Source organism: Marivirga salinae (assembly GCF_030503855.1).
Taxonomy (GTDB): domain Bacteria; phylum Bacteroidota; class Bacteroidia; order Cytophagales; family Cyclobacteriaceae; genus Marivirga; species Marivirga salinarum.
On record NZ_CP129971.1, the window covers coordinates 4,315,553 to 4,341,917 of the forward strand.

A 26,365-nucleotide genomic window follows, 5' to 3' on the forward strand; every position below is an offset into this window, starting at 1 on the left:
TCCTAAAATAAACGCAGATATACTTCTCTTGTTTATTCAATAGAAATATAACCATTTAAAGTGGTATTGGTACTATTAAAGCATAAAGATAAATTTTTTCTTTAAAAAACAGGCAATCTTTACTTGTGCTTATCGATAGCTTGTAATCTTTGCAACAAAGGCGGATGTGAGTAATGAAAGATCACATACAGTTTATGAGGCTTTAAATTACTTAAACTATCAATAGAAAGCTTTTTAAGAGCATTTTGAAGTTCTTCACCGTTGTAAGTATTTGCCGCAAATTTATCCGCTTGGAATTCATGTTTTCGACTAATGAAGTTTGAGAACAAAGATAAAAGCATACTAATTGGCGTATAAATTATCCCAAAAGCAATAAAATTAACCGGAAAACTCAATTGTTCAGCGCCTAATGCCTGACTTAGATAAGGATTAAAAATCATATAGGACATAATGAGTAACATTACTCCTGTTTGTAGAACAGCACTTACCAAACCAGAAATTGTGTGTTTTTTCTTATAATGACCTACTTCATGTGCTAAAATGGCTACTAGTTCCTCATCAGTATGTTTATCCAGAAGTGTATCAAACAATACGATCTTTTTCCGTTTTCCAAAGCCTGAAAAAAATGCATTGGCTTTAGAAGAACGTTTTGAACCATCCATGATATAAATATTTTCAATCGGAAAATTTACAGATTTTCCATAACTCATAATTTTCTCTCTCAATGATCCATCTTCAAGTGGTGTCAATTTATTAAAAAGTGGCAATATCCAGCTTGTATAGAAAAAATTAGCTCCTACCATGAATAATACAATAACCAACCAGAAAATCCACCAGAAAGATTGACCAAGCCACAAAATTAATAGGACTAATACACTTAGTAATATCCCTCCAACAATAGCGGTTAATAAATAGGACTTTAATTTATCCTTCCAAAACAAAGCGAGGGTCAGTTTATTAAAACCAAATTTCTCTTCAATATTGAATGCAGCATACCATTGCCATGGAATATTCCATATATCATTGATGATATAAACTATTCCAAAAAATGCCAGGGTTTGGGTAATCACCGAGTCGAAATAAATACGAGTCCAGGAATCTAATTCTCCCAAAATACCAAAGTACAATACCAGAAACATTATAATAACACTAGAAAAACCACTCAAAAGGCCAAACTTAGTATTCGTTCTCTGATACTTTATTGCTTTTTGGTATTTTTCCTCTTCATAAATATCTTTTAAATCTTCCGGAAGTTTAGCACTAGATTTTTTGAGATTTAAAACATCTATAATAGTATTGATGGCATAATCGACCACCACAATCAAAATAATGATCGTAAATAATTGATCTACAGTAAAAATCATTTCTGAGTTTAAAATTTAGGACAAGGTATTCTTAATTTGTCTGCTGGTGGTCTACGAGGATCGGTAAGGGATAGGACATAAGAAATAGAGATTTCATGCGCTCCTCCACTACGAATTCCAAGATCAGATAAGGTATAATCAAAGCTATAACCTACAGATATTTTCTCATAAGCATACCCTAAAAGGGCTACTAATGATTCTGAGGATGAAAAACCATTAGGCGTTTGAAATGGAATTCCTCTATACCATAAACCTACCACCATTGGTTCTAAGGTGCTGTAAATTCCTAAATCAAGTTGTTGGAAACCACCTTGCATTTTATATTGAGCGGTAGGTGTAATACTTCTTTCATCACCGCTTCTAGTAAAGCCTTTCTTATAGCCTGTTTTTAGAGGGATTCTATAGCCTGCATGAAACGAATGCTTCATTGGTAATTTGCTTTCATCTCCCAATATGGATTGATTTGGTTGATTTAAATGGAAAACTGAATAGCCAAACCAATAATTCTCTGAATAAAGTACTCCACCAAATGATAAATCAAAAAAGGTTTTACTTTCCCCAGTTGAGATTTCACCCGTTGGATTTTCGAATGATTGCGTTTCCGGATCCCATTGATCTCCAAAAGTTAAATTACTGAAATTAAGATTTCGATTAAAAACGGCTGCTTGCACCCCAGGTCTAAATGTTAAATTCTCACTTAAACGCAGTTGATATGCATATTGAGCCCCAACAGATGTAGACCTTAAACCCGCTATTCCTTCTTCATCTCTGGAAATAATCAAGCCCACTCCACTTGAAATCATATCGAAATAATGATCAAAATAGGCTGAATAAGTTGTGAAATTAGCATTAATACTAGGCCATTGGTTTCGATAGTTTATTCCTGCCCTACTCATTTGCGTATTTCCTGCAAAAGCTGGATTTAAATACAATGGAGCTGCATAAAATTGAGAGAATTGAGGGTCTTGCGCTTTTGCTTCATTGAATGAAGAAAAAAACAAAACCAACATTACCATTACAAGAAGTTTTTGACTATTAATTAGTTTAACCACAACACAAATTAAATTCAAATTTATCGAAAGATATGAAATAAGTCAGAAAGAGGGATATTCACAATAAATATTTTATAAATTTCTTCTAAAAAATTGAAAAACAGTAAATTATTCCCGTCTTTAATCTATTTATTTTTAAATTTCGGTTTATATTATGTAAACGCAACTTATTCGTAAATCATATATTTTCTATTAAAGAAAATTAATCTATATCATTTTACGTTAAAGTTAAACTATTGACAACACACAATTGTATGAGCAATCAATTATTTAGGGGTTTAATCCTTCTTTTAACCATTTTAGCCAGCAATACTCAGGCTCAGGATTTTTCTGAATCTTTTTGGTATTTCGGAAATAATAGTGCCGCTATTCAATTTGATAAAAATGCGGATAGAAGTGCTAACCTAATAGAAAATCAGGCTATACCTTTTGGAAGTGGTGGTGCTGCAGTGGCCGCCAACGGTGTAGATGGACAGCTTCTTTTTTATACTGACGGTGAAAATGTATACGGTAAAAACCATCAAATATTACCTGGTGGCACTGGAATTGGCGGGAATAGCACTCTAAGATATCCTGCTGCAATAATCCCCTCATTAAACCCTAATGACAATATTTATTATATATACATCATTAATGCAGCTAACGAACTACAGTTTCTTAACGTAAATATGGCGCAGGGCGATTTTGGAGAAGTAACCTCATCTGCTCAGGGAACAGGATTTTCCAACTTATCAGATTATATCAACTCATTTAAACTTGGTGAAAGCTATTTCCTGGTTTTTCAGGAAAATAACACTTTAGAATTAGCCCAGATTCAAAATAATGGTTCATTAACAAGTATCGCTTCTCATGATTTTTCTATTGATTATGAACTCAATAATTTATCGGTAAGAAATCAAATGAGTAATACCCTATCTTTAGCTTTAAGCTCTGCTAATGTAAATGGGAGCCCAAAAAATATTATTTTATTAGAATTAAATTTAACAGATACTAACAACCCTATTTTTCAGAATGAAAATATTTTAAACAATACGGGTGCTGTAAATCAAGTCATTACCGATTTGGAATGGTCTATTGGAGGAAGAAATTTATATTATAGTAGAAACAACACCAACACATCCGAAAGCCGATTAATACAACTGAATCTGGATAGTGCCACTTCTGAAAATGTATTGGACAGAACTGTAACGAATATTAATGCCTTACAGAATGGTCCCGATGGAAACCTATATTTCTTATATAATAATGGAGCCGAGGAATTTCTAAGCAGCATTTCTATGACGGATTCAATTCCTGATTCTTTAAATATTCAATGGGATTTATTCAACATGCAGTCTTTTGGAAATGCAGGAAATTTCCCGACAATTGCCCCCCCAGCCCTTATTGATGGTGATATATCATTTGATTGGTATACCACAACCCTTAATCAATCTATTTGCCAAAACAACCCCGTTTCATTTTTTGCCGACTACAGTGATTTGGAAGACATTACTACTTTGGATTGGGATTTTGGAAATGGGCAAACTTCTGATGCTATTAGTCCTAACATAATATATGAGGAAGCAGGAAGCTACAATGTGATTTTGAGAGTCAACGCAGGCGGTAATTTCTTCATCGATTCTACTTTAGTAACGGTAGAGCAATTCGATTCAGAAGTACAACTTCAAGATTCTACAGTATGTGAGTTACCTCTAGAAAATTATGGTCCTACTTTAGGTGATGGATCTGATCCAGACCAGGTAGTATGGATTAATCCCGATCCTGAAAAATTTACAGATAATGGTGATGGGACAGCAACCTTTCTTCAGTCTGGAGTTTATTCCGCTGCCGTTACGGTTGGAAATTGTACGGTAACAGCCAGTTTTGAATTAACCCTATTCGAAGAAGAAAAACAAAAAGCTAATTTTTGGTATTTTGGAGATGGTGCCGGAATAGATTTCAATAATGAAGGAGGTCCTGTTGCGGTCACTGATGGAAATATAGAAGCTCAAGAAGGTTGTACAACTGTTTCTGATGATAATGGTGATTTACTATTTTATACAAATGGTGATGTGATTTGGGATTCGGAACATAACGTGATGGCAAATGGAACGGACTTAGGTGGCGATCCGGATGCTTCTCAGGGAGTAATTGCAGTAGCTCATGGAAGTGATCCTTCTTTATACTACTTATTCCTGAATCAAGATGTAAGTTCAGATACGAGTAATTTCTCCTATGCTTTAATAGATTTAAAATTGAATGAGGGCTTAGGAGATGTTGTTTTGAAAAACAGAAAAATATATAGTAGAAGTACTGAAAAAGTAGCTGCACAAGGTAACGAAAACACAAATGTTTTAACTCATGAATTAGGCAGTAATAGTTATAGGTTATATCCTGTAAACGATCAGGGAATTAATGCTGCAGAATACATATCTCAAGGAAGTGATTATTTCTCGAACTCCTCAGCAACTGGATATTTAAAATATGCTGCCGGTGGTGATAAAGTCGCTCAGGCTTATAATTCAGGAGGAGCTTTTATTGATTTCCTAAGAAGAGACAGCCTTGATAATTGGGAAGAAGCTTTATTAGATGTCAATTTTGGTGGAGAAGTTTATGGAATAGAATTTTCACCAAGTGCTGACTTACTTTATGCCACTATCAATAATGGAGCTAATTCAGTTTTACTTCAAATCCCTGTAAATGATGATTATACTATAGAAGAGATTGAAAATCCTGATAGTGTAACCATTGCAGATTTGAGTTTTGAAGCAGGAGCAATTCAAACAGGGCCAAATGGACAACTCTATATTGCAGCAAACAATAGTCCCGATGTTTATACTATAGGATCGCCAGATCAAAGATTTGCCCCTAATAATGGAAGTAATTTGGCTAGTAGTCTCCAGCCGTTCAATTTAGCGGGGAGAAATAGCCGTCTGGGGTTGCCGAATTTTGTTCAAAACCTTTCAACTCCACAACAAGAACCTAGCATAAATGTTGCTGCCAATTGTAGTTCAGAACCTATTATTTTAGGAGCCACAGGTAAAACAAATTTTGATCAGTTTAATTGGACCATTACTCCAGCAGACAGCAGTACAAGTGTTTATACTTCCAATAATCAAAATGACACATTAGATATAGACCTAGAGCCAGGAGTATACGAAGCAGCACTCCGAATTACCAATGAATGTGGTTTTGATGTATTATTAGTGGAGAATTTTGAAATCTTCCCAAGTCCAGATGTTAGCAATGTAATTAACCAAAGAAACTTTTGCGGAAACACTCTTACTTTGGGTGAAGACATAGTGGATGAAGCCGGACACAGCTATTTATGGAATACTGGAGAAACAACACAAACCATTGAAATAACTGAAACTGGAATTTACAACGTGACTATAACCAGTGCAAATGGCTGTGTGTCTACTGCTGAAATATTTGTAGGTCCTCCTTATGAAGCTGATTTAGGAGGAGACAGATCAATTTGCCAGGATGAAAGTTTAAGACTAAATGCAAGTGGTAATGCCAATGAATATCGTTGGTTTGTGGATGATGTTCAACAAACTGCTAATGGACAAAACTTTAATATGGATACTAGTACACCAGGAACATTTCTAATAAGAGTAGAAATTCCAGATCCATTAGATCCTAATTGTTTTGCAGAAGATGAAATAGAAGTGAGCGTGAATGAAAATCCGGTTATTTCTACCAATATAGTGAATGCCCCAACTTGTGGAATGGATAATGGATCTATAGAAATTACTAACTCATCTGGTGGTTCAGGAGATTTAACAATCACATGGTCTGGTCCTACGGCAGTTCCAGATAATCAAACAACAGGCAGTAACTTGGCAGCGGGTACGTATAATATTACTGCAACTGACAATTTATCGGGCTGTAGTACAGTTGAAACTGTTTCCTTAACAAATACCGATTTCTCAGTTGAAGTAGATCAAATAACAACAGATTGCGCCCCAAATAGCCAATCAATTGAAGTGAGATTAATTGGAAATCCAGGACCTTTAGCACCTGCTTTTAATTGGGAAATAATCGATCAAAATAGTAATATAATTGATAACGGCACTGCTACTTCAACTCCGTTTAATGTAATTAATTTAAGTGAGGGTTCCTATAGCATAGAGGTAACAGATAATAATGGTTGTTTAGGAACAATACCTTTTGATATCACTTTACCGGATTCTGTAGATTTTAATCCAGATGATAATGTATTCGGTTGTGGAAATAGTTATGACTTACAAGCCTATTTAGAAGGATTAAACCCTAATGCTACTTTCGATTTTACAACAGAACCAACTGACCGCAACAATGTTGGAGCAGGTGATTATACTATAACAGCTAATGAAGGAACATTATGTCCATCTACAACAACAATCACTGTACAATTAAGCCCACAAGCTAATATATTGGAAATCGAAAATATTGTAGACTGTGATGGGGGAAATCAACTTACAGCAGTTTTAGATGGGCAAAACCCTGATGATTACACTTTCAACTGGAGCAATGGAGCTCAAGGACAGAGTATAAATGTAAATCAAGCAGGCACATATTCTGTCACTGTAAGTCCTAGAGGTAATATAAGTTGTGCAACAGAACTGTCTGTTAATGTTGATAATATTTATACAGCTGTAGAAACGAGTTTAGTCACTGAAACGAATTGTGAGGACGGTACAGTTTTACTAATCGGTACCATTAGCGGTGGAAGTGGAGACTTTAATTATTCCATGACAAATGCACAAGGAACCAATATTCAATCTGTTGATCCAGCAACCAATATTTTAGAATGGAACATTACTGAAAGTAGCACTTATACATTTACAGTAAATGATAATGGACCTGGTGGTTGCGATCCAGTTGTAATTAACCGTGATATTACGGTGCAAGAAGTGTTTCAACCGCAAATTCAAAGCACTTATTTCATTTGCCCTACAGGAGTAGAAACAGAAAGAACTGTTACTTTAGATCCTGGTTCTTTCGGAACTTATACTTGGACGCTACCTAATGGAAGCACTTCAAATAGTAGAACTGTAATTGCAAACGAGCCTGGTGAGTATAGAGTGGTATTGACTGCATCTGGTTGTGAATTTGATATTAAAACAACTGTTTTAGAGGATTGTCAACCTAAAGTATTTGCTCCTGACGCCATTAAACCAAATAGTTCTATTGCTCAAAACAGAGTTTTCAGTGTGTTTGCTAATGAATATGTTGGAGATTTTCAAATAATCATCTTCAATAGATGGGGAACTATTGTTTACGAATCAAATGACAAAAACTTTGAATGGGATGCTACCGACTTAGGCGGAGTAGCCGTTCCACCAGGATTATATGCCTATATCATCAACTTTAGAAGTACAGATGCAAACGGCAGAACTTATGAACAAAGGGGTGGAGTACATGTAGTCAGGTAAATTCCTGACTACTTTATTTTTTCTAGGAATGACTTAGGAATCGAAGCGATTTTCCTCTTTTCATAATCGAAGAAAACAACGCCAGTCTTACCTAAAGCTGCTAAACTACCATCGGATTTCATAAATTTATATACAAAATCACAACCGTATTTATTAATATCTTTAATACCGATAGCTATTTCAATGTCTTCATGAGCAAAAACTTCTGCCTTATATGTTATTGCAGCATCTGTTTGAATATTACCTAAGCCTTCAAAATTCAATTCATTTTCATAGCCCAAAGATTTAAAAAATTGAACCCTAGCATCGTGCATGAATGCAAATATCCTGTCATTGCCAACATGTCCTCCATAATTTAGATCTGTAATTCTGGTCCTAATATTCGCTTTAAAAATATATTGATCAGGTTCTTCGATTTTTACTCTACTCATTGTTTTTCTTTTTGATTAGCCCTCATTTTCGATATCAATTCTTTTGATCTTGCTGAATTGAACCTTATTAAAACTTTACTAATTGCTCTTTCAATCGGTGTTATGGACAAAGCCAACACAACATTAATCGCAAAAGTATAAACTGGGGAATCATCTACATAGCCTTCTAAATTATTCTCTAAAATAGTAGCTAAAAATTCTAGAAATAGAATTAAGGTTAAGAAAGTAAAAGTTTTTGTTAAATAAGAGCTTTGACTGGAAGTATTTAATTTAATAGATATTAAAATTAATATGCTAAAGAAAGCAATTTCCAACATATAAAACCACCAAGTTTGCCAATAAGGCGGCAATACTTCAAATTGAAAATCGAAATTTCTAATGTCATCATTTAAGAATGTTTTAGCTCTAAGTTCCAATACATATTTACCAGTTGGAATATAAGGAAAATCAATTTCACGAATTGAAGACCAACTAGACCAATCATCCATCAATCCTTTAACATAATATTGATAGACCACATCATCTTTAAATAAGTATTCAGGTGTGCTTAAAACAACTTTTAAATTATTTTGACCATGTTCCATTTTGATAACTTCCGTATCCAACACCCATTCATTTTCAACCATTACACCTTCTATGAAAGTTTTAGGCAATGGATATTCTTTTTCAAAATGATATTTCCATCTTGAAATTCGTTCGTTTGTTACCAAATAAACTATAGAGTCAGCTTGGTTAAATATACTTTTAACTGATGGCACAATATGCAACCAATCCTTTAATTGTGTTGGGATTTCTTTTTGCAATGCAGACCACTCATCTTCAGCATTCAATAACCATATATCCTCGTTTTGATCTTTCAAAAAATATTTAATAGGTTTATCAAATAGGCTATCAATCTTTAAATTATTGGAAGCTTTATCCAATACCAATATACCATCGGTCCTCAATAGCTTTAAATTGCTATTTTCATAGAACAATAACATTTCTTCTGAAAAACTATTATTAATATTGAGCTTTTTAAAAATTTGTAAACCTGCATTTTCAATATCATATATCACCAAGATATTTTCCCCGATTGCAGATAATTGATCATCATGGATCATGATGTCATGAAAATAATTATCCGAATGTTTTTGCAAGGAAAAATCATTATTACTCAAATCAATACTAAACAATCCATCAATATTGCTCAACCATAAGAGTTGCTTTTCAGAATGATAAAGCATTTTCTTAACAATTCTTAAATTTGATATCTTTATTGTTTCATCTCTTTTGACTAAATAAAGTCCAGTATTGCTTCTTGCTATTATCCCACCCTCTACTTTTATGATAGATTCAACATGGGGAGTAACAGCTTTGACTTTTTGGTATTCAAATTTTATAGATTTCAAACGAGAAATATCAATGATCTTTACAACAGATTTGTATTTTGGCTTTATATCATTCGATTTCCCCCGTTTTGGTTTTGATTGATTTTGATTTGCATTTTGTATGGAATCCTTTAATTCTTGCTCCTTTTTATCTAATTTTTCTCTCAATGCTCTAAAACGAATTCCATCATTGCGATAAATCTTACGGTATTTTTTAAGCTCTTCCTCTATAAATGCTTGTTCTTCTGAATTATCAGTTGAACTAAATAAATTTTGAAAGAAACCATTATCTTCTTCTTCACTTTCTAGATTAGGTTTGTTAGGCTGACTAATTCTGACCTTTTGGATCATCTTTTTCTGTAAAGTTTCATAATCTTTCACTTCATTCAGAAAGTATAAACCTTCAGTAGTCCCTACCCATAAAGTATCACCACTTAAGGCAATGGTTTCTGGTAAACCTTCCAAGCCAGGATAGAATTGAAAATCTTTTAATGGAATATCTAAAGCTGCTCTTGATAAGCCATAAGGATGAGCAAGCCACAATCCTTTTTGTCGATCCATAGTGATGGCATTCACCTCATTTGTCGGAAGACCGTTATAATTTTGAATAGTGGAAACTATATCTCCCGATTTTTCATCCACTATAACCACTCCCCCAATTAAAGTTGAGATGATGATTTTCCCATCCAAATTTTTTCCAGATATAGGATAGTTTTCTCTTAAATATTCATTCAAAGTGGAAGAATAAGGGGTGAATTCTTTACCATCAAAAGAATAAAAATCTCCATTATCGTAAGAAAAGTATAATTGCTCTGATCCCTTTATTGAAAAAACGAAATCGGTATTTTTAGGAGCGAAAAGATTTAAATCAACCCATGTATTCTCCACGTTTTCAACCAAATAATTATCCTCAAAAGCATATAATTTCTCGTTAAAAACAAAAATATCTTTAAAACCTAGGTTAGATTCAAAAGTTTCTAGTTTCTTAAAATCCTTGCTAAATACTGTGATTTTTTCATTTGCCAATAAATAATATTGATCTTCATAAGTAATTAAATCAACTATCGGAGAAAGTAATGGTGTCTTATAAAGAAGTTTCAGCTTATTACTGTGAAATTGATCTTCTGTTAATTCATAAATCCCATCTTTAGCTAAAAGTATATCCTTATTATCAACTTTTAAGAATTTAATTGGGCTACTATTGACCCTTACTTTTACCCAATTATTTCCATCAAATTGTAAAATCCCTTTTTTATAAGCTACTAATAATCTGCCTTGATTATCAATATCCATATCTTGAAAAAGATAGTCTTGAGGAGGCAGAGGCACTTTATAATGATTTAGGACTACATCCCCATTTTGAGCCATCAGAAATTGGCTTAGCAATATTAAAAATAAAAAGGGGTGGAAAAACTTCATCTGATGACGTAAATATTTATGGATAAAATTAAAATCATTATAAAGGTATTGAAATAATTCAACTTAAAGGACATACAAACGTCCCAATTTCAACAGCCTCTTTCTCTGATGAAGAAAGAGGGCTTACTTAAAAACAGGTTATATAATAAAAATGAATTCCACATCTTTTTTGGCAATGATTATTGAATAAAATTTTTTCAGCAAGTGCAAGCATTTTTGAAGTAAAAGCCAATTTTGATTTCTAGTGCTCTAGCCTCAAGCACCTCATCTACTTCCCGGGTTAAAGCCTGCCTGCCGGCAGGCAGGCTCGAAGTATTACAATACGCCTTCACTTAGCCCGATTGTATAACTTGTCCCGTATTTATCGGGATGAGGCACTCGAGACTTTTTAAGCAAGCCCTAAAAGCCTAATGAACACTTCTATCAGCTTGATTTCGTTAAAAAAGTGAAAGAATGTCTTCTATGAAATCCACTTAAATTGAAAAATAGTGACAAATAGTCTTGAATTAATGAAGTTTTAATTTGAAATAAGTCAAAAAGACAGTTTACCCAACTTGGTCAAAGAATTGTTAATCAATCAATGTAGAAATCAAAAACTTACAAAAATGAACCTAAATGAATATACCATAAAATCTCAGGAAGCGATTCAAAAAGCTGCCGAGATAGCGCTGGGAAATGGGCAACAAGCCATTGAAACAGGGCATTTATTGAAAGCCATTCAGCAGACGGATGAGAACGTACTTTCTTTTGTCAATAAAAAGCTCAATGTTAATAAGGCTCAATTAGAAACTAAATTGAATGAATTAGTAGAGAGTTATCCGAAAGTGAGCGGGGCACAGCCTTATTTATCAAACGATGCTCATAAGGCGATGACGGAAGCTAAAAAATTCTTGAAAGAATTTAAGGATGATTATGTTGCCATTGAGCATTTAATTTTAGGAATTTTAAAAACTGGAGATAAGACCTCTACCCTATTAAAAGATGCTGGATATGCCGAAAAAGATTTAATTAAAGCTATTAAAGAATTGAGAGGCGGAGATTCCGTGAAGGACCAAAATGCAGAATCGAAATACCGTTCTTTGGAGCGATATAGCATTAACTTAAACGAGCAAGCCAAAGCGGGGAAAATTGATCCTGTTATCGGAAGAGATGAGGAAATTAGAAGGGTTCTGCAAATCCTATCCAGAAGGACTAAAAACAATCCAATCCTTTTAGGAGAGCCTGGAGTTGGTAAAACCGCCATAGTGGAAGGAATGGCTCAAAGAATTGTGGATGGCGATGTACCTGAAAATCTGAAAGAGAAAATCTTGATTTCTTTGGATATGGGTCTATTGGTTGCCGGAGCAAAATATAAAGGAGAATTTGAAGAAAGATTAAAATCTGTCATCAAAGAAGTGACTGATTCGGATGGACAAATCATCTTATTCATTGATGAGATTCACACCTTAGTTGGAGCTGGTGGTGGAGAAGGCGCAATGGATGCTGCTAACTTATTGAAACCAGCATTAGCTAGAGGAGAATTGCATGCAATTGGTGCCACAACTTTAAAAGAATATCAGAAACATATTGAAAAAGACAAAGCACTAGAAAGAAGATTCCAGGCTGTTGTGGTGGATGAGCCTTCTCAGGAAGATGCTATTTCCATCCTAAGAGGAATTAAAGATAAATATGAGGTGCACCATGGTGTTCGTATAAAAGATGATGCTGTAATATCTGCAGTGGAATTATCAAGCCGCTATATCTCAGATAGATTCTTGCCCGATAAAGCTATTGATTTAATGGATGAAGCTGCTTCCAAAATGAGAATTGAAATAGATTCCTTGCCGGAAGAACTCGATGAGCTAAACCGAAGAATCATGCAATTGGAAATTGAGCGTGAGGCGATGAGGCGAGAAAAAAATAAAGACAAGGAAAACTTGATCAATAAGGAGTTAGCTGATCTGAATGAAAAAAGACAGGATTTGAAAGCTAAATGGGAAGGTGAGAAAGAAGTTATCCAAGGAATTCAAAAACAAAAAGAGCATATTGACAAACTAAAACTAGAAGCCGAGCAAGCTGAACGTTCTGGCGATTTTGGCAAAGTTGCGGAAATCCGATATGGTAAATTAACCGAAGCGGAGGCTAAATTGAACGACTTCCAAGTTAAAATGCGGGAAATGCAGGATTCCAGCCATACTTTGCTGAAAGAGGAAGTTGGAGCAGAAGAAATTGCAGATGTAGTGGCTCGTTGGACAGGTATTCCTGTTAGCAAAATGCTACAAAGTGATAGAGATAAATTATTACAACTTGAAAAAGAATTAGGTAAACGAGTAGCCGGACAAAGAGAAGCCATTGGTGCTTTATCGGATGCTGTAAGAAGAAGCCGTGCAGGATTGCAAGATCCACGAAAACCAATTGGCTCCTTTATTTTTATGGGGACAACCGGTGTGGGTAAAACTGAGCTTGCAAAAGCATTAGCTGAATATTTATTCAACGATGAAAATGCCATGGTCAGAATTGACATGTCTGAATATCAGGAAAGGCATTCTGTCAGCCGACTAGTTGGAGCGCCTCCAGGATATGTAGGGTATGATGAAGGCGGTCAGTTGACAGAAGCTGTTCGTAGGAAACCATATTCAGTTATTTTGCTGGATGAAATTGAAAAAGCGCATCCTGATACTTTTAATATTTTGCTGCAAGTATTGGATGACGGTCGATTGACTGATAACAAAGGGCGATTGGCTAATTTCAAAAACACCATCATCATCATGACGACCAATATTGGTTCAACATTAATTCAGGAACGATTAAGTCCTGAGAATTATGTGGGAGATGAATGGAAAAAGGCTGAAATAATGGATCAGACCCGAAATGAAGTGTATGAATTGCTGAAACGTTCAGTCAAGCCTGAATTCCTGAACAGAGTTGATGAAACCATCATGTTTGAACCACTGAATGAAGAAATTTTGAGACAAATTGTAAGCATTCAATGGAAAGAAATTCAACATCGCTTGAAAGAGAATGGAGTTCAGATAGATGCTACAAATGATGTACTCGACTATTTAGGAAGAGTAGGTTATGATCCTCAATTTGGTGCAAGACCATTGAAAAGAGTGATGCAGCGTACTATTTTAAATCAATTATCCAAACAAATTCTATCAGGTGAAATCAGTAATGACAGCACCGTTTTGGTAGAAATGGAAAATGATGAAATCGTTTTCAGAAATGTAGAAGACGTTGAAATAGAATAATTTTATATAATTATTGAAACTAAAAAAACCGTATGAGGAAATTCTTCATACGGTTTTTTTATGGCTTTTAAACACAATCCTAATTTCCCAAAATCTATACCTGGAAAATTTACAAGCATTATCTTAATAAAGTAATGCTTCCTGATTTTGCTATTCCAACATCATCACATCTGATCACATAATAATATACACCATCGGGTACAGGACTTCCATTTACTGTTCCTTCCCAATCATTATTATAAGGCTTAGATTCATAAATCTTATTTCCTTGTTGATCATATATTTCAACCCCACACTGTGAAAAATTTTCTATATTTTCTACCTCCCAGTATTGTGCAATAGCATCATTATTAGGAGAAAAGAATTTCATAGGCGTAAACCTATCTTCCATATTCGTATCTTCTACTGTTATGACAATTTCAGCACTTCCATAACAGCCATTTTCATCTTGACCTTCCACCCTAATTGTGGTAGTTGTTGAAGGAGCGTAGTTTATTTGATCATCTGTAAAACCTAAGGCTGTAGAATCTGCGGACCATACATAATCAATGAGGCCAAAAGCAGTTATGGACACAGTATCTCCAGCACTTATTGTAGTACTAGACGCATCTAAGGAAACATCAGGAATTGGAGATGTTTGAATGGATATTTGAGAAGATCCTTCACAGCCATTCTCGTCTACAACAGCAACTGAATAAGTTCCCCCTTCATTTACAGTAATTGTTGGGCTCGTTTCTCCAGTATCCCATGAATAAGATGCATAAGTATTTTCTAAGGATAGAACTGCACTATCTCCTTCACAAAGAGAACTATTTGAGGCGTTTAAAGCTAAATTTAATTCTCCATTTACAACAAACTGTTTTGATAGCTCTGATGAGCAGTTAGGGATGCCTTCGTAAGAAACTTCTAAAGTTACCACAAATGTTCCCACAGTATTATAGGTATGAGTTGGATTATTTTCTGATGAAACATTTCCATCACCAAAATCCCAGGTGTATTGAGCTAGTGATTCATCTGCTACTTCAGCATCGTTTGTAAAAGAAACCGGAATTCCGATACAAGCACTAGTAGGAAGATCATAATAAACCTGGGGGGCTTCTAAAAATGCAACCTCTAAAGTGTCAGAATAAATTTTAGGACAGAATGTGTTTACTTGATCTGTGATTTCCACATAGTAATTACCTGCAGTAGTTGGGTTATAAGTTGCAGAGGTTGCCCCCGAAATGGCTGATGTTCCTTTATACCATTGGAAGTTAAAACCACTCTCATTGGGGCTTACATTAAGTGTTACCGATTCACCTACACAATAGCTACCTTCACCTGATTGCTCAGCAAAAAAGTTGGGGGCTGAAACCACTTCAACTACAATGCTTTTGGTTTCAACAATACAAGATCCCGAATAAATATCCAGATAATAACGACCCGCTTTGTTTGCATTAAAATTGTTAATCTCTACACTTAAACCTTCTGCAGTATAATCTTGTGGACCACGCCATTTATATTCTGTTGCGCCAACATCAGATGAATTCAAATTGAGAGTACCTCCATTACAAATAGGGTCATTCGTGCTAATAGTAGCACTAGGCAATGCGCCTTCTGAAATTATGTTTACTTCTATTTCTTCAGATATTTCTTGGCAACTTCCTCCATCTGAAATTATAGAAACAGTATAACTTCCTGAAGCTGAAACATCATTCAATTCAATAAAATTTTCGGTACTCGTTTTTACTGGATTTCCGTCTTGGTACCACTCAAAAGTTAGCCCCTCTATATTTTGGGTTTCTAACCTTACGGGATTTCCTTCACAGGCATTGATGGGTCCTTCCGGTGTTATCACTGGAATTATACATTGATTATTCCTTAAAATAGAGATAAATGATGCTGTAACATTATTATTATCATCATCCACACTGGTAAACACAATATCTGGCTTACTGTCCCCATCAATATCACCAAGCTTTACATTTCTATTAATATATTCAACAGGCACATCTACTTTTGAAAAATTCAAGCCACCAGAGCCACCATTATTTAAAATATTGATGGTTTTATCAGTTCCAACAGTAGCCACCACAATATCCTTATTCCCATCACCATCCATATCTCCAAAATCCAAACCCCATGGTCTAATACCAGTCGATAAATTTTGAGCGGAACCAAATTGAGGTGTTTCTCCAATGCCAGTGGTTTCATTATTAAACACCGCAATAGCAGAGCTTAAAAATAATGTAGCTACAATATCTGGTTTATTATCTTGATTAAAATCTCCTACTTTTAAATTAATCAAAGTGCCTGGGGTATTAATATTATTAAAATCGCTAAAGGAAATGTTTCCAGGAGTACTTTGATTAGTCGCAATGAAAAATCCCCCCGAAGAAGATTGAAATTGATTGGTTACAATTTCAGGTTTACCATCACCATTTAAGTCTTCCACCTCTAAACCTGCGGTACTTACAGCATTGTCAACAGTGAGTTCAATAGGATCAGGATTAAAGGAAAGAACACCTCCTGAAGAAGTATTTTTAACAATAATAATTTTATTATCTCCTTGATCGGAAACTACTAAATCTGGTTTTCCATCAAGATCCAAATCTTTTATTACTACTCGCTTGGTGGAAGAACCCTCAAGAGAAATTGTTTGGGGTGAAAAACTCATGTTGCCTGGCGTACTATTATTATCTAAAATAATAAGCCTGTTGCCCTCATCTCTTTCAGAAAATACTACCTCAGGTTTTCCGTCTCCATTCAAGTCTCCAGCGGTAGTATTCAAACTCGCTCCTATACTAAGAGATATTTTTTCAAAACTTATGTTACCTGGAGTGCTTAGGTTTCTCAATATAGTCGCAGATTCTGATTTTGAATTTGCTCCTATGATATCATTTTTTCCATCCCCATCCAGGTCACTAATGGTAACATCATACAATCCACTTTGAGAGAAAACATCAATTTGTGCGTCTAAATCGGAACTTTCTATTCCTTGCTCTCCTCCATAGCTAAGCATAAAATGCTCACCACTATAAGAAAGACGAGAAGTTGAGTTAAAAACAGTTACATTATCATAAGTAGCTCCACTGGGTACCTCAGCCTCAATTAATTGATCGGTAACACTTAAAATGCTTCCTTCCATGCTGCCAAAAAACACCCTGTCAGCTCCTGATAAACCCACACCTTTAATATTAACGATCTGTCCTGAATATCCATTTTTAGGAGTAACAGATTCTATGAAAGTGCTTTGTCCAAAAACTTGATTAGCAAAAAAAACTAAGCAAAATAAGAGAAAATATTTAGGTGAGAATTTCTTCATATAGATACATAAAAGTATTTCAGTACCATTAATTTACGTCCACAACAATAACTTTAATATCTTTAAAGTTCAATAATTCTTCTGCTGCTTTTTTATCTTTATTAGCATCTCTTTTTGAGAAGGTTTCATAAATATATACATAATAAACTCCGTTTTTCTGATTATAGAAAATATCTGCAGTAATATCTTCGTCCTTTTTCAATTTTTTCACTAATCGATCTGCAGCATTAAAGTCTCTAAATTCTTTAACCACTACATAATATTTCTTTTGTTGCACTTGACCTTCTTCACCACCTAATTGTACATCTTGACTAGAGAACCTTGGTGCCTTTTCTTCCGTTCTTTCGAGCGTTTTTAATTTCGGTCTTTCCACGAGCTTTTTAAGCTTATCACCAATTGTAAATTTTAGTTGAATTTCGTGCGAACCGTTAGCTATGCCATTTACTAGTTTACTGGATGGTTCATATGCATAGCTAAAGGCTAGCTTTTTCATATTGAATCCTACAATCCCTGACATACCATAATTAAGTCTATAAGAACCCCCTATCCAGAAAAGTTCATTAAAATTAAGAGTACTTAGCAGCTCTATTCTTTGCCCTACTAATTGTGAATATTGATAAATCGCATAAACCTGAAATGGTGAATAGATATCATCCATTCTCACGCGAGTTTTAAACCGACCGTTATATCTGGTTACGAATTTATAATCTATGCGCTTCTTGTAATAGGCCATAATTGTAAATTCATCAAATGGTGATATTTCAAAAGCTTCAAAGTTTTGAGTATTGGCATATTGAGGTTTAAACAATCGTGGTAAAGATGCTCCAAAGTTAATACCGCTTGCCGTTTCTAACTTCAATCCAACATTTGAAATAGGCTGGATATTGTTATCAAGAAAATTAGCAATTGCAGGATCACTTAAATCTTGAATTTGTGAAAAATCAATACTATTGGCCGTAAGTCCACCAGAAAGACCGAAATGAAGGGTAGCACTTTTAGTTAAATCAACATAATAAGAATAGGTGACTAGAAAGTCATTGGTTGAAAGAAGTCCACGATTAAAATTTCTTAGTGTAGCCCCTAATCCATATTTCTTATAATCAAAAGGCGATTCAAATGTTAAGGTAGTCACTACTGGAGCGCCCTCTACTCCCCTCCACTGTTGGCGATGATTAACTGACACATTTCTAAAAGGATAAGCAGCCGCTTCGGCTGGGTTATATAAATAAGGAGTGGTATAAAAATGATTGTAAACAGGTAATTCTTGCGCTAAGGAAGGAAGCACGCAAACAGCTAAAGAAAACAATAATGCAAAGATAAACTTGAACATAGAAAGGGGTAATATTTATTCTTTCCTACTGTAAACGGTTAAAGAGCTAGTATTAGCTAAATAAAAAGCCAAGATATTAAATACATATTCAATTAACAGCATATTAAATAACAAATTTAAAAATATTTTTTTGCATTTTTTTAAGGATAGTGTATACATTTAATTAATTTTAAAGCTGGATCGCATCTACTTATGTATAGACTTACGATTAATAAAAAGAAAAAACTAATATCCTTGAAAGCTACGGCTATCTCTCTATTAATAGTAGCACTATTCGCATTTAATAACAAGCAATTAAATGCACAAGTATTTATTGGCGCTAAATCTGGAGCCAGAGTCTCTTGGTTGCAATATGATGATTTTGCGGAGGAAGATTATAACAAAAAACTGTTTTTTGGATATAGTGCTGGCATTACAGCAGCTTTTAAGGTTCAAAAAAGATTTTTGCTTCAGCTTGATATCATGTATACTCAAAAGGGAAAAAAAATAGATGGCATAAGCGGTACTCCATTTCAGAATTATGCTAAATACCATTTTTTAAATACGCCAGTAGTATATAAACTGGATTTTAAAGAGGCATTTGGCGACAGAATATTCAAATGGTATGTGGGAGCAGGGCCCAATGTGAATTTTTGGTTAGGTGGTAATGGCATTTTAGAGTCGGAAGAGCTAAGAGAGGAAAATATTGATCAGCTTAATTACAGAATCATTTTTGATAACATGCCAGCTACCCCTGAAAATGGAGCTTTGTATTTTAATGAGGCCAATAGAGTACAGGTTGGCTTGATAGTTTCAACAGGTTTAGTACTTGAACCAGCTCCGGGTCAATCGCTTATGATTGATTTTAGGTATGAATGGGGGCACAGCTATATGTCAAGAGCTGAAGGAAGATTCTCGAATGTAGTAGGTTATAGAGATAATTTGAGAGCACGGAATCAAGCTTTTCAGATTTCAGTAGCTTATCTTTTTGATATAATTAATAAAGGTAAAAAAGAAAAGAAACTATATTATGAAAATAAATAGGCATTCTGTTGGTGATCAACATACCCATAACTTTTTATAAAGATTTCACATAAACACCTACAAATCATAGTGCTTTAACTCTTTAAAGCTTGCGAAGCTACTATTTCAAGACACATCTAATTGATTTAATAGAGAGTTGTTACCATTTCATCGAATTTTTAATGAATTTAATCGAATATGTTACATATGTTGTTATTGTTTATAATTAGCTAAGACTTATTATTATCTTTATTATTAAAATGCAAAACAATCGAAACTCTTAAAGTCCATTGGTTCGTAAATTTAGTTTCTATGAAAAAGATTTTATTTTTATACGTTTTTACTCTACTTTCAATTAGTTATGCAAAAGCCCAGGAAATTTGTGATGATGGCATAGACAATGATGGAGATGGTTTTATTGACTGTTTTGATTCAGATTGTTCTGAAAACAGTGCTTGTGATGGCTTTTATTTAGGGAACGATGCCTCATGCGAGGCACAACCTTCAGAATCCCCTGAATTTATACTTGACTTTGGCTATCAATCAGATAATGATGTTACCAATAATTTGAGTAGGATAGCCATAGGAGATTTGGATAGAGATGGTATACCTGAGATTTTATCGCAAAACCAACATAGAGATCGTATTTTTCTTTTAAACGGAGATGACGCTAGTATTAAACATGAGGTAGTACTTGATAACCCTCAATGGAGGGCATCTATGGCTAATATACAAAATGATAATTGTGGAGAGGTGTTTGTAGTTCAATACAGAGGCTGTCTCGGAACTGATTGGCGTGGATACTGTAATTCATGGGACTATAGAATAGTGTCATACGACTGTGAACTGAATGAATTATGGACTTCAGACCGATTACAAAAAGATCCTGTATTCATAGGTCACGCAGATTTCGACCGAGATGGTCAGCCCGAAATGTATTATAAGGATGAAATTATGGATCCAGTAACGGGTACTCGTATAGTGGAGAGTTCAAGTACTGATTGGGATGATATACCCGGAGGTCCGGTAGCAGTAGACATAATGGGAGATGATGATTTGGAATTGATCATTGGCAATAAAATATACGGTGTTAATTTAGGGGACAGATCGGAAGGCGCTGGCTCATTGACTTTACTAGCAACTATGCCAGGTACCTATCAAACAAAAACTCAAGGCTATGCTTCAGGAGAGAGCGCTACTGTAGCAGTTGCTGACTATAACTTGGATGGAAACCTAGATGTAATCGTTACCGGTGCAGACGGAGGAAATGTATCGACCGCTTTCTTTTGGGATGTGGCTAATAATACTGTAAAAAAATACCAAGATCCTTTTGGCGGTGGCAACTATCAATATGGTTGGGTACGTGGAATGGGAAGGGTAAATATCGCAGATTTGGATGGTGATGGACAATTAAATGCAGCATTTGTTTCAGGAAGGTTTATTTATGCATTAGATGAAAATTGGAACAAATTATGGCGAGTTAGTGTAAATGAAGAAACTTCAGGTATTACAGGTTGCACCTTATTCGATTTTAATGGAGATGGCCCATCAGAAATAGTCTACAGAGATGAAGATTTTCTTTACATCCTCAACGGAGATGACGGTAGTGTTAACACCTCAATACCCTGCCGTTCAAGAACTTCTGTGGAGTACCCTATAGTTGCTGATGTTGATGCAGACGGTTCAACGGAAATTTGTGTTGTTTGCGCGAGTGATGACTTTAATGCTGGTACACTAGGAAAAGATTTATCATTGACCACCCCCGCAGAAGTAAGAATATATAAGTCTGGAGGAGAGCCATGGGTACCAGCAAGAAGAGTATGGAATCAGCATGGATATTTCAATGTTAACATCAATGATGATTTAACTGTACCGCGAAATCAACAAAAACATCAATTGGTATTTTCAGATAGTAGTTCTTGTTCACCAACAGGTCCAATTCGGCCTTTAAATAGCTTTTTGAATCAATCTCCATTCTTAAGCTCTGATGGTTGTCTTACTTTTGCTTCGCCCGATTTGAATATCATTGAATCTAGTTTTTCAATTACACCACCGAATTGTCCTGATAAAGATTTTACGGTGAGTTTCGATTTTCAAAACATAGGGGACGCAGCATTATCAGATGATGTCCCTATTACATTTTATGATGGTGATCCTTTAGTTGCAGGAACAAACAAGCTCAATACGTATTCTATCACCCTCAATAATTTTGGAATAGGGCAAGTGGGCTCAGCTGTTGATATTGTGGTGAATGGCACAGGTGCAGCATTTACGCTCTATGCTGTAATGAATGATAATGGTTCTACTACTCCTACTCCAATAAGTCTTCCAAATACCAATTTCCTGGAATGTGATTATGGGAACAATATTGTTTCAGCTGAAGTAAACCCTGTTCCCTTTGCTTTATCAACAGAAACAACAAATAATATAACTTGTGGTGCAAATAATGTTCCTGCAAATGGTTCTGCCAGAGTATTTAGATTAGTGAGCGGTACGGAAGTAACAGCCGATTATGATTTCTTTTGGTTTAATGGAACAACAGTTAGTGCTACTCCTGACTATACGGGTTCTACCTATTCAGGCTTAAGCGCAGGAACTTACACTGTATTTGCTTCAGATAAATTAGTAGGTTGTAGTTCTGATACCATACAAGTAGTTATTGAAGATAGCGCTAGAATCATAAGTGCAGAAATCACAGTAGACAGCGGAAATGACAATTGTACAAATCCTAATGGACAATTAACAGTTAATGTGAAGGATGCTAGTGGAGTTGAGCAACCAACGGGCAACTACACCTACGAATGGTACGAAGGAACTGATTTAAGTACGGGTGCAGTAATAAGTACTAGCCATGAAGCAACTGGTCTTAAATCAGCTACTACTTATTCGGTTATAGTGACTGAAAATGCAACAGGCTGTCAAACCATCGAATCCGAAGAAGTGCCAGACGAGACAGTGATTCCAATAGTAACAACCTCAGCAACTGATATTGTATGTTCTGACACAAATTCTGGTAGCGTTAGTGCTTCTGTAGGAGGAACCACTTCAGGCTATACTTTTGAATGGTATAGAGGAACTGGTGAGAAACCAACAGCTGATTATACCGGAAGTACAGTGAATAATTTACCGCAGGGAAGTTACACTGTAAAAGTGACCGACAATACATCTAATTGTGAATCTGAACTTGAAACTGTTGAAGTTGAACAAACACTTTCTCCTGAAATTGATAATATATCAAGCACAGAAAATAATTCATGTGATAGCAGCATTCCAACTGGAAGTGTAACTGTTTCAATTGTTGGAAATACCTCAGATCACACTATAGAGTGGTTTGCTGGGGCAAGTACAACTACTGCCGTGATTGGCACAGGCGTTTCTGTTAATGGATTAAATGGTGGTGAGTACACGGTAAGAGTGACATATGATGACACTGGCTGTGCTGTTACTGATAGAGTCACCATTAATAACAATATAGAAATACCAGAATTAATAAATGTCTCTGCTGATCCGGTAACTACTTGTTCTCCTTTTAATGGTAGAATTGAAGCATTTGTCGATCTAGATTCTGAAAGCGATTATACCTTTTCATGGTATAGAGGTGATCAGGTAAAATCTACTACAGACTTTAACGAAACAGGGAATGTTTTAGAAGAACTAGAACCTGGTTTTTATACTGTTCAAGCTTTTCACAATACTCGTAACTGCTTAGCAGACCCTGTGACAGTTGAAGTAGTAGACGAAGCTACTGTGAATATTGAGCAAGAAGAAAGTGTAATTAGTTTACCTACAGCTTGCGATGAAGACAATGGTATTCTTCAAGTATCAGTTGATTCTCCACTTAATACATCAGGCTTCTTGATTGAGTGGTACGAAGGTTCTACAATTTCCGGCAGCCCCTTTCAAACCAACAATGAAGTTACAAGTGCAACAGCAGATAGTTTGTTTACTGGTCTTTATACAGTGGTAGCTACCGATTTAGATAATGGATGTAGTAATCAAAAAGTTTTTAATTTACCATTTCTTGGTGCACATGAACTTGACTCGGTTAGTTATCAAAATGCGACCACTTGCGTACCGTTTGATGGAAGTATTGAAGTTTTACTTACTCCCTCAGGAACAACAACTGAAGCTGATTATCAATTAATACTTTTCAGAGAAGAAGCCGGTAATTATGTTGAGGTAGAGAGAATACCAGGCGACAATACTCCAGTTTTCGCAGGTTTGCAGGAAGGCACCTACATCGTTGAAGCTTTATCAGATGTTTCTGGCTGTTCCGTATATTTGGCAGACATTATTATTGAAATTGAAGCAACTGATCCTGTTGTAGGTATTGAAGAAAGAATACCTAATACCAATTGTGAAAACCCATTGGCAAATGGTTCCTTAGAAGTTAATGTAGATAATGGTGCAGACGCATCGTTTTTTACCTTTAACTGGTATGAAGGTACTGATACGACAACACCTCTCGGCACTTCCATAGGAAGTACTTCAGGCACGAATGGGGAAATAGCAACTGGATTGGTTGGAGGTAGTTACACGGTGGAAGTGTTTAACGATTCTACGCAATGTTCTACAATTCGAACTTTCACTATAAACGACAATCCAACAGTAATTTCTGTGCCAACAAGTGATTTAGATATTTCCCCAATTACAAGATGTGATATTAACGATAGCGAGGCTACCATAACAAATGTTTATGAAAATGGAAATGTGGCCGATATGAATGATTATACTTTCGAATGGTTTGATGCAGACATGAATGTTTTACCTAATGCATCTGCTCCTAACAATACCAATTCGATAAGTGGGCTTGCTGAAGGTAATTACTTTGTGCGAGCACGAAATACGAATAGAGGTTGTGAAACCTCATTAATTGAATTTTCAATAGAGTCTGAAATTGTTGAGCCCAATATTAGTGTGGATTTCACTCACCCAGAAAGATGTGTAACTCCAGGATCTGGAGAATTACATGTAACGGCAACTTCCACTTCCCCTACAGCTGCATTTTCTTATAATTGGTATAATGGATCAGATGCTTCGGGTACTGTTGCACAAACTGGCCCTGACTATATTGATTTAACTGAAGGTACCTACACGGTAGAAATTATTGATAGTACTTCAAATTGTATCTACACTGAAACCTACACATTAGAAACTGAAATAAATACTGTCAATATTTCTGCATCTGCTACTCCAGTAACCAATTGCGATGCTCCAAACGGATCTGTATTTGCCACAGTTACTTCAAATGGCAGCTATTCTTATAATTGGACAGATGAAAATGGCAACTCAGTAGGAACTACTAAGGAAGTAAGTTCTTTGCCAGAGGGAGAATACACAGTTGAGGTAACAGATGATAATGATTCTTTTTGTCAGAATTCTAAAACGGTAGTCATAACGAATGATCAGATTGTACCTCAACTATCAGTAGAGCAGATTGCACCATTATCAGTTTGTGATTTATCATTAGCAAATGGGGCTGCAAGTGCACGAGTTGATGGTGAGTTTATTGGTTACACTTTCGAATGGTTCGAAGGCAGTTCAACAGAAGGTAACATTATTCATACTGGGCCTGAGTTCTCCGAAATGGTAAATGATACCTATACTGTAAGAGCTACTAATAACATGACGCAATGTTCAAGTGAGCAAAGCATCACAATTACTGCTGAGATACCGGAAGTCGAAACACCTAGCATTTCAGTAATCTCTAATGACACCCATTGTCAAATAGATAATGGAGCCATGAGAGTAGATGTAGGAGGTAATATTAGTAATTATCACTTCAATTGGTTTCAGGGAGAAGATACAAATGGTACTGCTTTAGCAACTGGAGAAAGAATCTCTGATTTATCGGCTGGACAATACACTGTGGTAGCAACTGACTTAAGAACAGGTTGTAATTCAGCAACCATGACCGCTGAAATAATTGAAACCCTTGTTTATCCTGAATTAGAAACAGAATCAGAAGGGGCAAATTGTAATGAAAACAATGGATCGGCCATTGTTTATGTTTCAGGAGAAGCAGAAATTAAAAGTATAGAATGGTATAATAGTTCTGGTAAATTTGTCACTAGAGGCCCTAATTTAGATGATGTATCAGCAGGAAATTATACTGTAAGTGTAGAAACAATAAATGGCTGTATAGTTGAAGAAGAAGTTAATATACAATCAGAAATTAATGCTTTTAATGGTATCTCAAGAAACGGAGACGCTTCTAATAGTTATTTTAAAATTGAATGTATTACTCAGTATCCTAACAATAATGTTAAAATTTATAATAGAGCGGGAACGCTAGTCTACGAAGCAAATGGATATGATAATAATAACATTAAATTCGATGGTGTTTCTAACAGAGGTATTAATATATTGGGAGAAAATTTACCGGATGGCACCTATTTTTATGTGATCGAAAAGAATAATGGTTCTAAGCCACAAAATGGTTATTTAGAAATAGTAAATTAAAA

10 protein-coding genes are annotated in these 26,365 nt (G+C 35.3%); 4 read left to right on the forward strand and 6 right to left on the reverse strand.

What is annotated here, in order from left to right; all coding sequences use genetic code 11:
• Window positions 1-119: 119 nt before the first annotated feature.
• Window positions 120-1,364 carry a M48 family metallopeptidase gene (locus tag QYS49_RS18195; protein ID WP_308349404.1) on the reverse strand — a complete coding sequence of 415 codons (1,245 nt, stop codon included), beginning with the start codon at window positions 1,362-1,364 and terminating at the stop codon, window positions 120-122.
• Between the two features lie 8 nt (window positions 1,365-1,372).
• Window positions 1,373-2,416, reverse strand: coding sequence for a PorP/SprF family type IX secretion system membrane protein (locus tag QYS49_RS18200; protein ID WP_308349405.1), 1,044 nt, complete (start codon window positions 2,414-2,416; stop codon window positions 1,373-1,375).
• Between the two features lie 254 nt (window positions 2,417-2,670).
• Between QYS49_RS18200 and QYS49_RS18205 the strand changes: the two genes are divergently transcribed.
• Window positions 2,671-7,815 (forward strand): PKD domain-containing protein, encoded by a 5,145-nt coding sequence (locus tag QYS49_RS18205; protein WP_308349406.1) that lies wholly within the window; start codon window positions 2,671-2,673, stop codon window positions 7,813-7,815.
• Window positions 7,816-7,823: 8 nt separating this feature from the next.
• Here QYS49_RS18205 and QYS49_RS18210 read toward each other — a convergent pair whose 3' ends face one another.
• Together QYS49_RS18210 and QYS49_RS18215 are read right to left on the reverse strand one after the other, a co-directional pair.
• Window positions 7,824-8,246: a thioesterase family protein gene (locus QYS49_RS18210; RefSeq protein WP_308349408.1), complete on the reverse strand. Its 423-nt coding sequence runs from the start codon at window positions 8,244-8,246 to the stop codon at window positions 7,824-7,826.
• Complete coding sequence (locus QYS49_RS18215; protein ID WP_308349409.1) at window positions 8,243-10,984, reverse strand: ligand-binding sensor domain-containing protein; 2,742 nt, start codon at window positions 10,982-10,984, stop codon at window positions 8,243-8,245. Before QYS49_RS18215 ends, QYS49_RS18210 begins: the two co-directional genes overlap by 4 nt.
• 656 nt (window positions 10,985-11,640) lie before the next feature.
• On the opposite strand from QYS49_RS18215, the gene clpB reads away from it, so the two are divergent.
• Entirely contained in the window at window positions 11,641-14,265 is a 2,625-nt protein-coding gene (gene clpB / locus QYS49_RS18220) for an ATP-dependent chaperone ClpB (protein ID WP_308349410.1), read from the forward strand.
• A 118-nt stretch (window positions 14,266-14,383) separates the two neighbouring features.
• Here the strand turns inward: clpB and QYS49_RS18225 are convergent, their stop codons facing one another.
• Window positions 14,384-17,569, reverse strand: a complete 3,186-nt coding sequence (locus QYS49_RS18225) for an FG-GAP-like repeat-containing protein (protein ID WP_308349411.1) — start codon at window positions 17,567-17,569, stop codon at window positions 14,384-14,386.
• A 28-nt stretch (window positions 17,570-17,597) separates the two neighbouring features.
• Window positions 17,598-18,899 (reverse strand): PorP/SprF family type IX secretion system membrane protein, encoded by a 1,302-nt coding sequence (locus QYS49_RS18230; RefSeq protein WP_308349412.1) that lies wholly within the window; start codon window positions 18,897-18,899, stop codon window positions 17,598-17,600.
• 192 nt (window positions 18,900-19,091) lie between these two features.
• On the opposite strand from QYS49_RS18230, the gene QYS49_RS18235 reads away from it, so the two are divergent.
• Complete coding sequence (locus tag QYS49_RS18235) at window positions 19,092-19,922, forward strand: outer membrane beta-barrel protein (RefSeq protein ID WP_308349413.1); 831 nt, start codon at window positions 19,092-19,094, stop codon at window positions 19,920-19,922.
• A 291-nt stretch (window positions 19,923-20,213) separates the two neighbouring features.
• Entirely contained in the window at window positions 20,214-26,363 is a 6,150-nt protein-coding gene (locus tag QYS49_RS18240) for a T9SS type B sorting domain-containing protein (RefSeq protein WP_308349414.1), read from the forward strand.
• Window positions 26,364-26,365 lie beyond the last annotated feature (2 nt).

Excerpts from the sequence above, each read along its gene's own strand:
- QYS49_RS18195 (WP_308349404.1), bottom strand. The coding sequence starts at position 1,364 with ATGATTTTTACTGTAGATCAATTATTTACGATCATTATTTTGATTGTG.
- QYS49_RS18205 (WP_308349406.1), top strand. The coding sequence starts at position 2,671 with ATGAGCAATCAATTATTTAGGGGTTTAATCCTTCTTTTAACCATTTTA.
- QYS49_RS18210 (WP_308349408.1), bottom strand. The coding sequence starts at position 8,246 with ATGAGTAGAGTAAAAATCGAAGAACCTGATCAATATATTTTTAAAGCG.
- QYS49_RS18215 (WP_308349409.1), bottom strand. The coding sequence starts at position 10,984 with ATGGCTCAAAATGGGGATGTAGTCCTAAATCATTATAAAGTGCCTCTG.
- clpB (WP_308349410.1), top strand. The coding sequence starts at position 11,641 with ATGAACCTAAATGAATATACCATAAAATCTCAGGAAGCGATTCAAAAA.
- QYS49_RS18225 (WP_308349411.1), bottom strand. The coding sequence starts at position 17,569 with ATGAAGAAATTCTCACCTAAATATTTTCTCTTATTTTGCTTAGTTTTT.
- QYS49_RS18230 (WP_308349412.1), bottom strand. The coding sequence starts at position 18,899 with ATGTTCAAGTTTATCTTTGCATTATTGTTTTCTTTAGCTGTTTGCGTG.
- QYS49_RS18235 (WP_308349413.1), top strand. The coding sequence starts at position 19,092 with ATGTATAGACTTACGATTAATAAAAAGAAAAAACTAATATCCTTGAAA.
- QYS49_RS18240 (WP_308349414.1), top strand. The coding sequence starts at position 20,214 with ATGAAAAAGATTTTATTTTTATACGTTTTTACTCTACTTTCAATTAGT.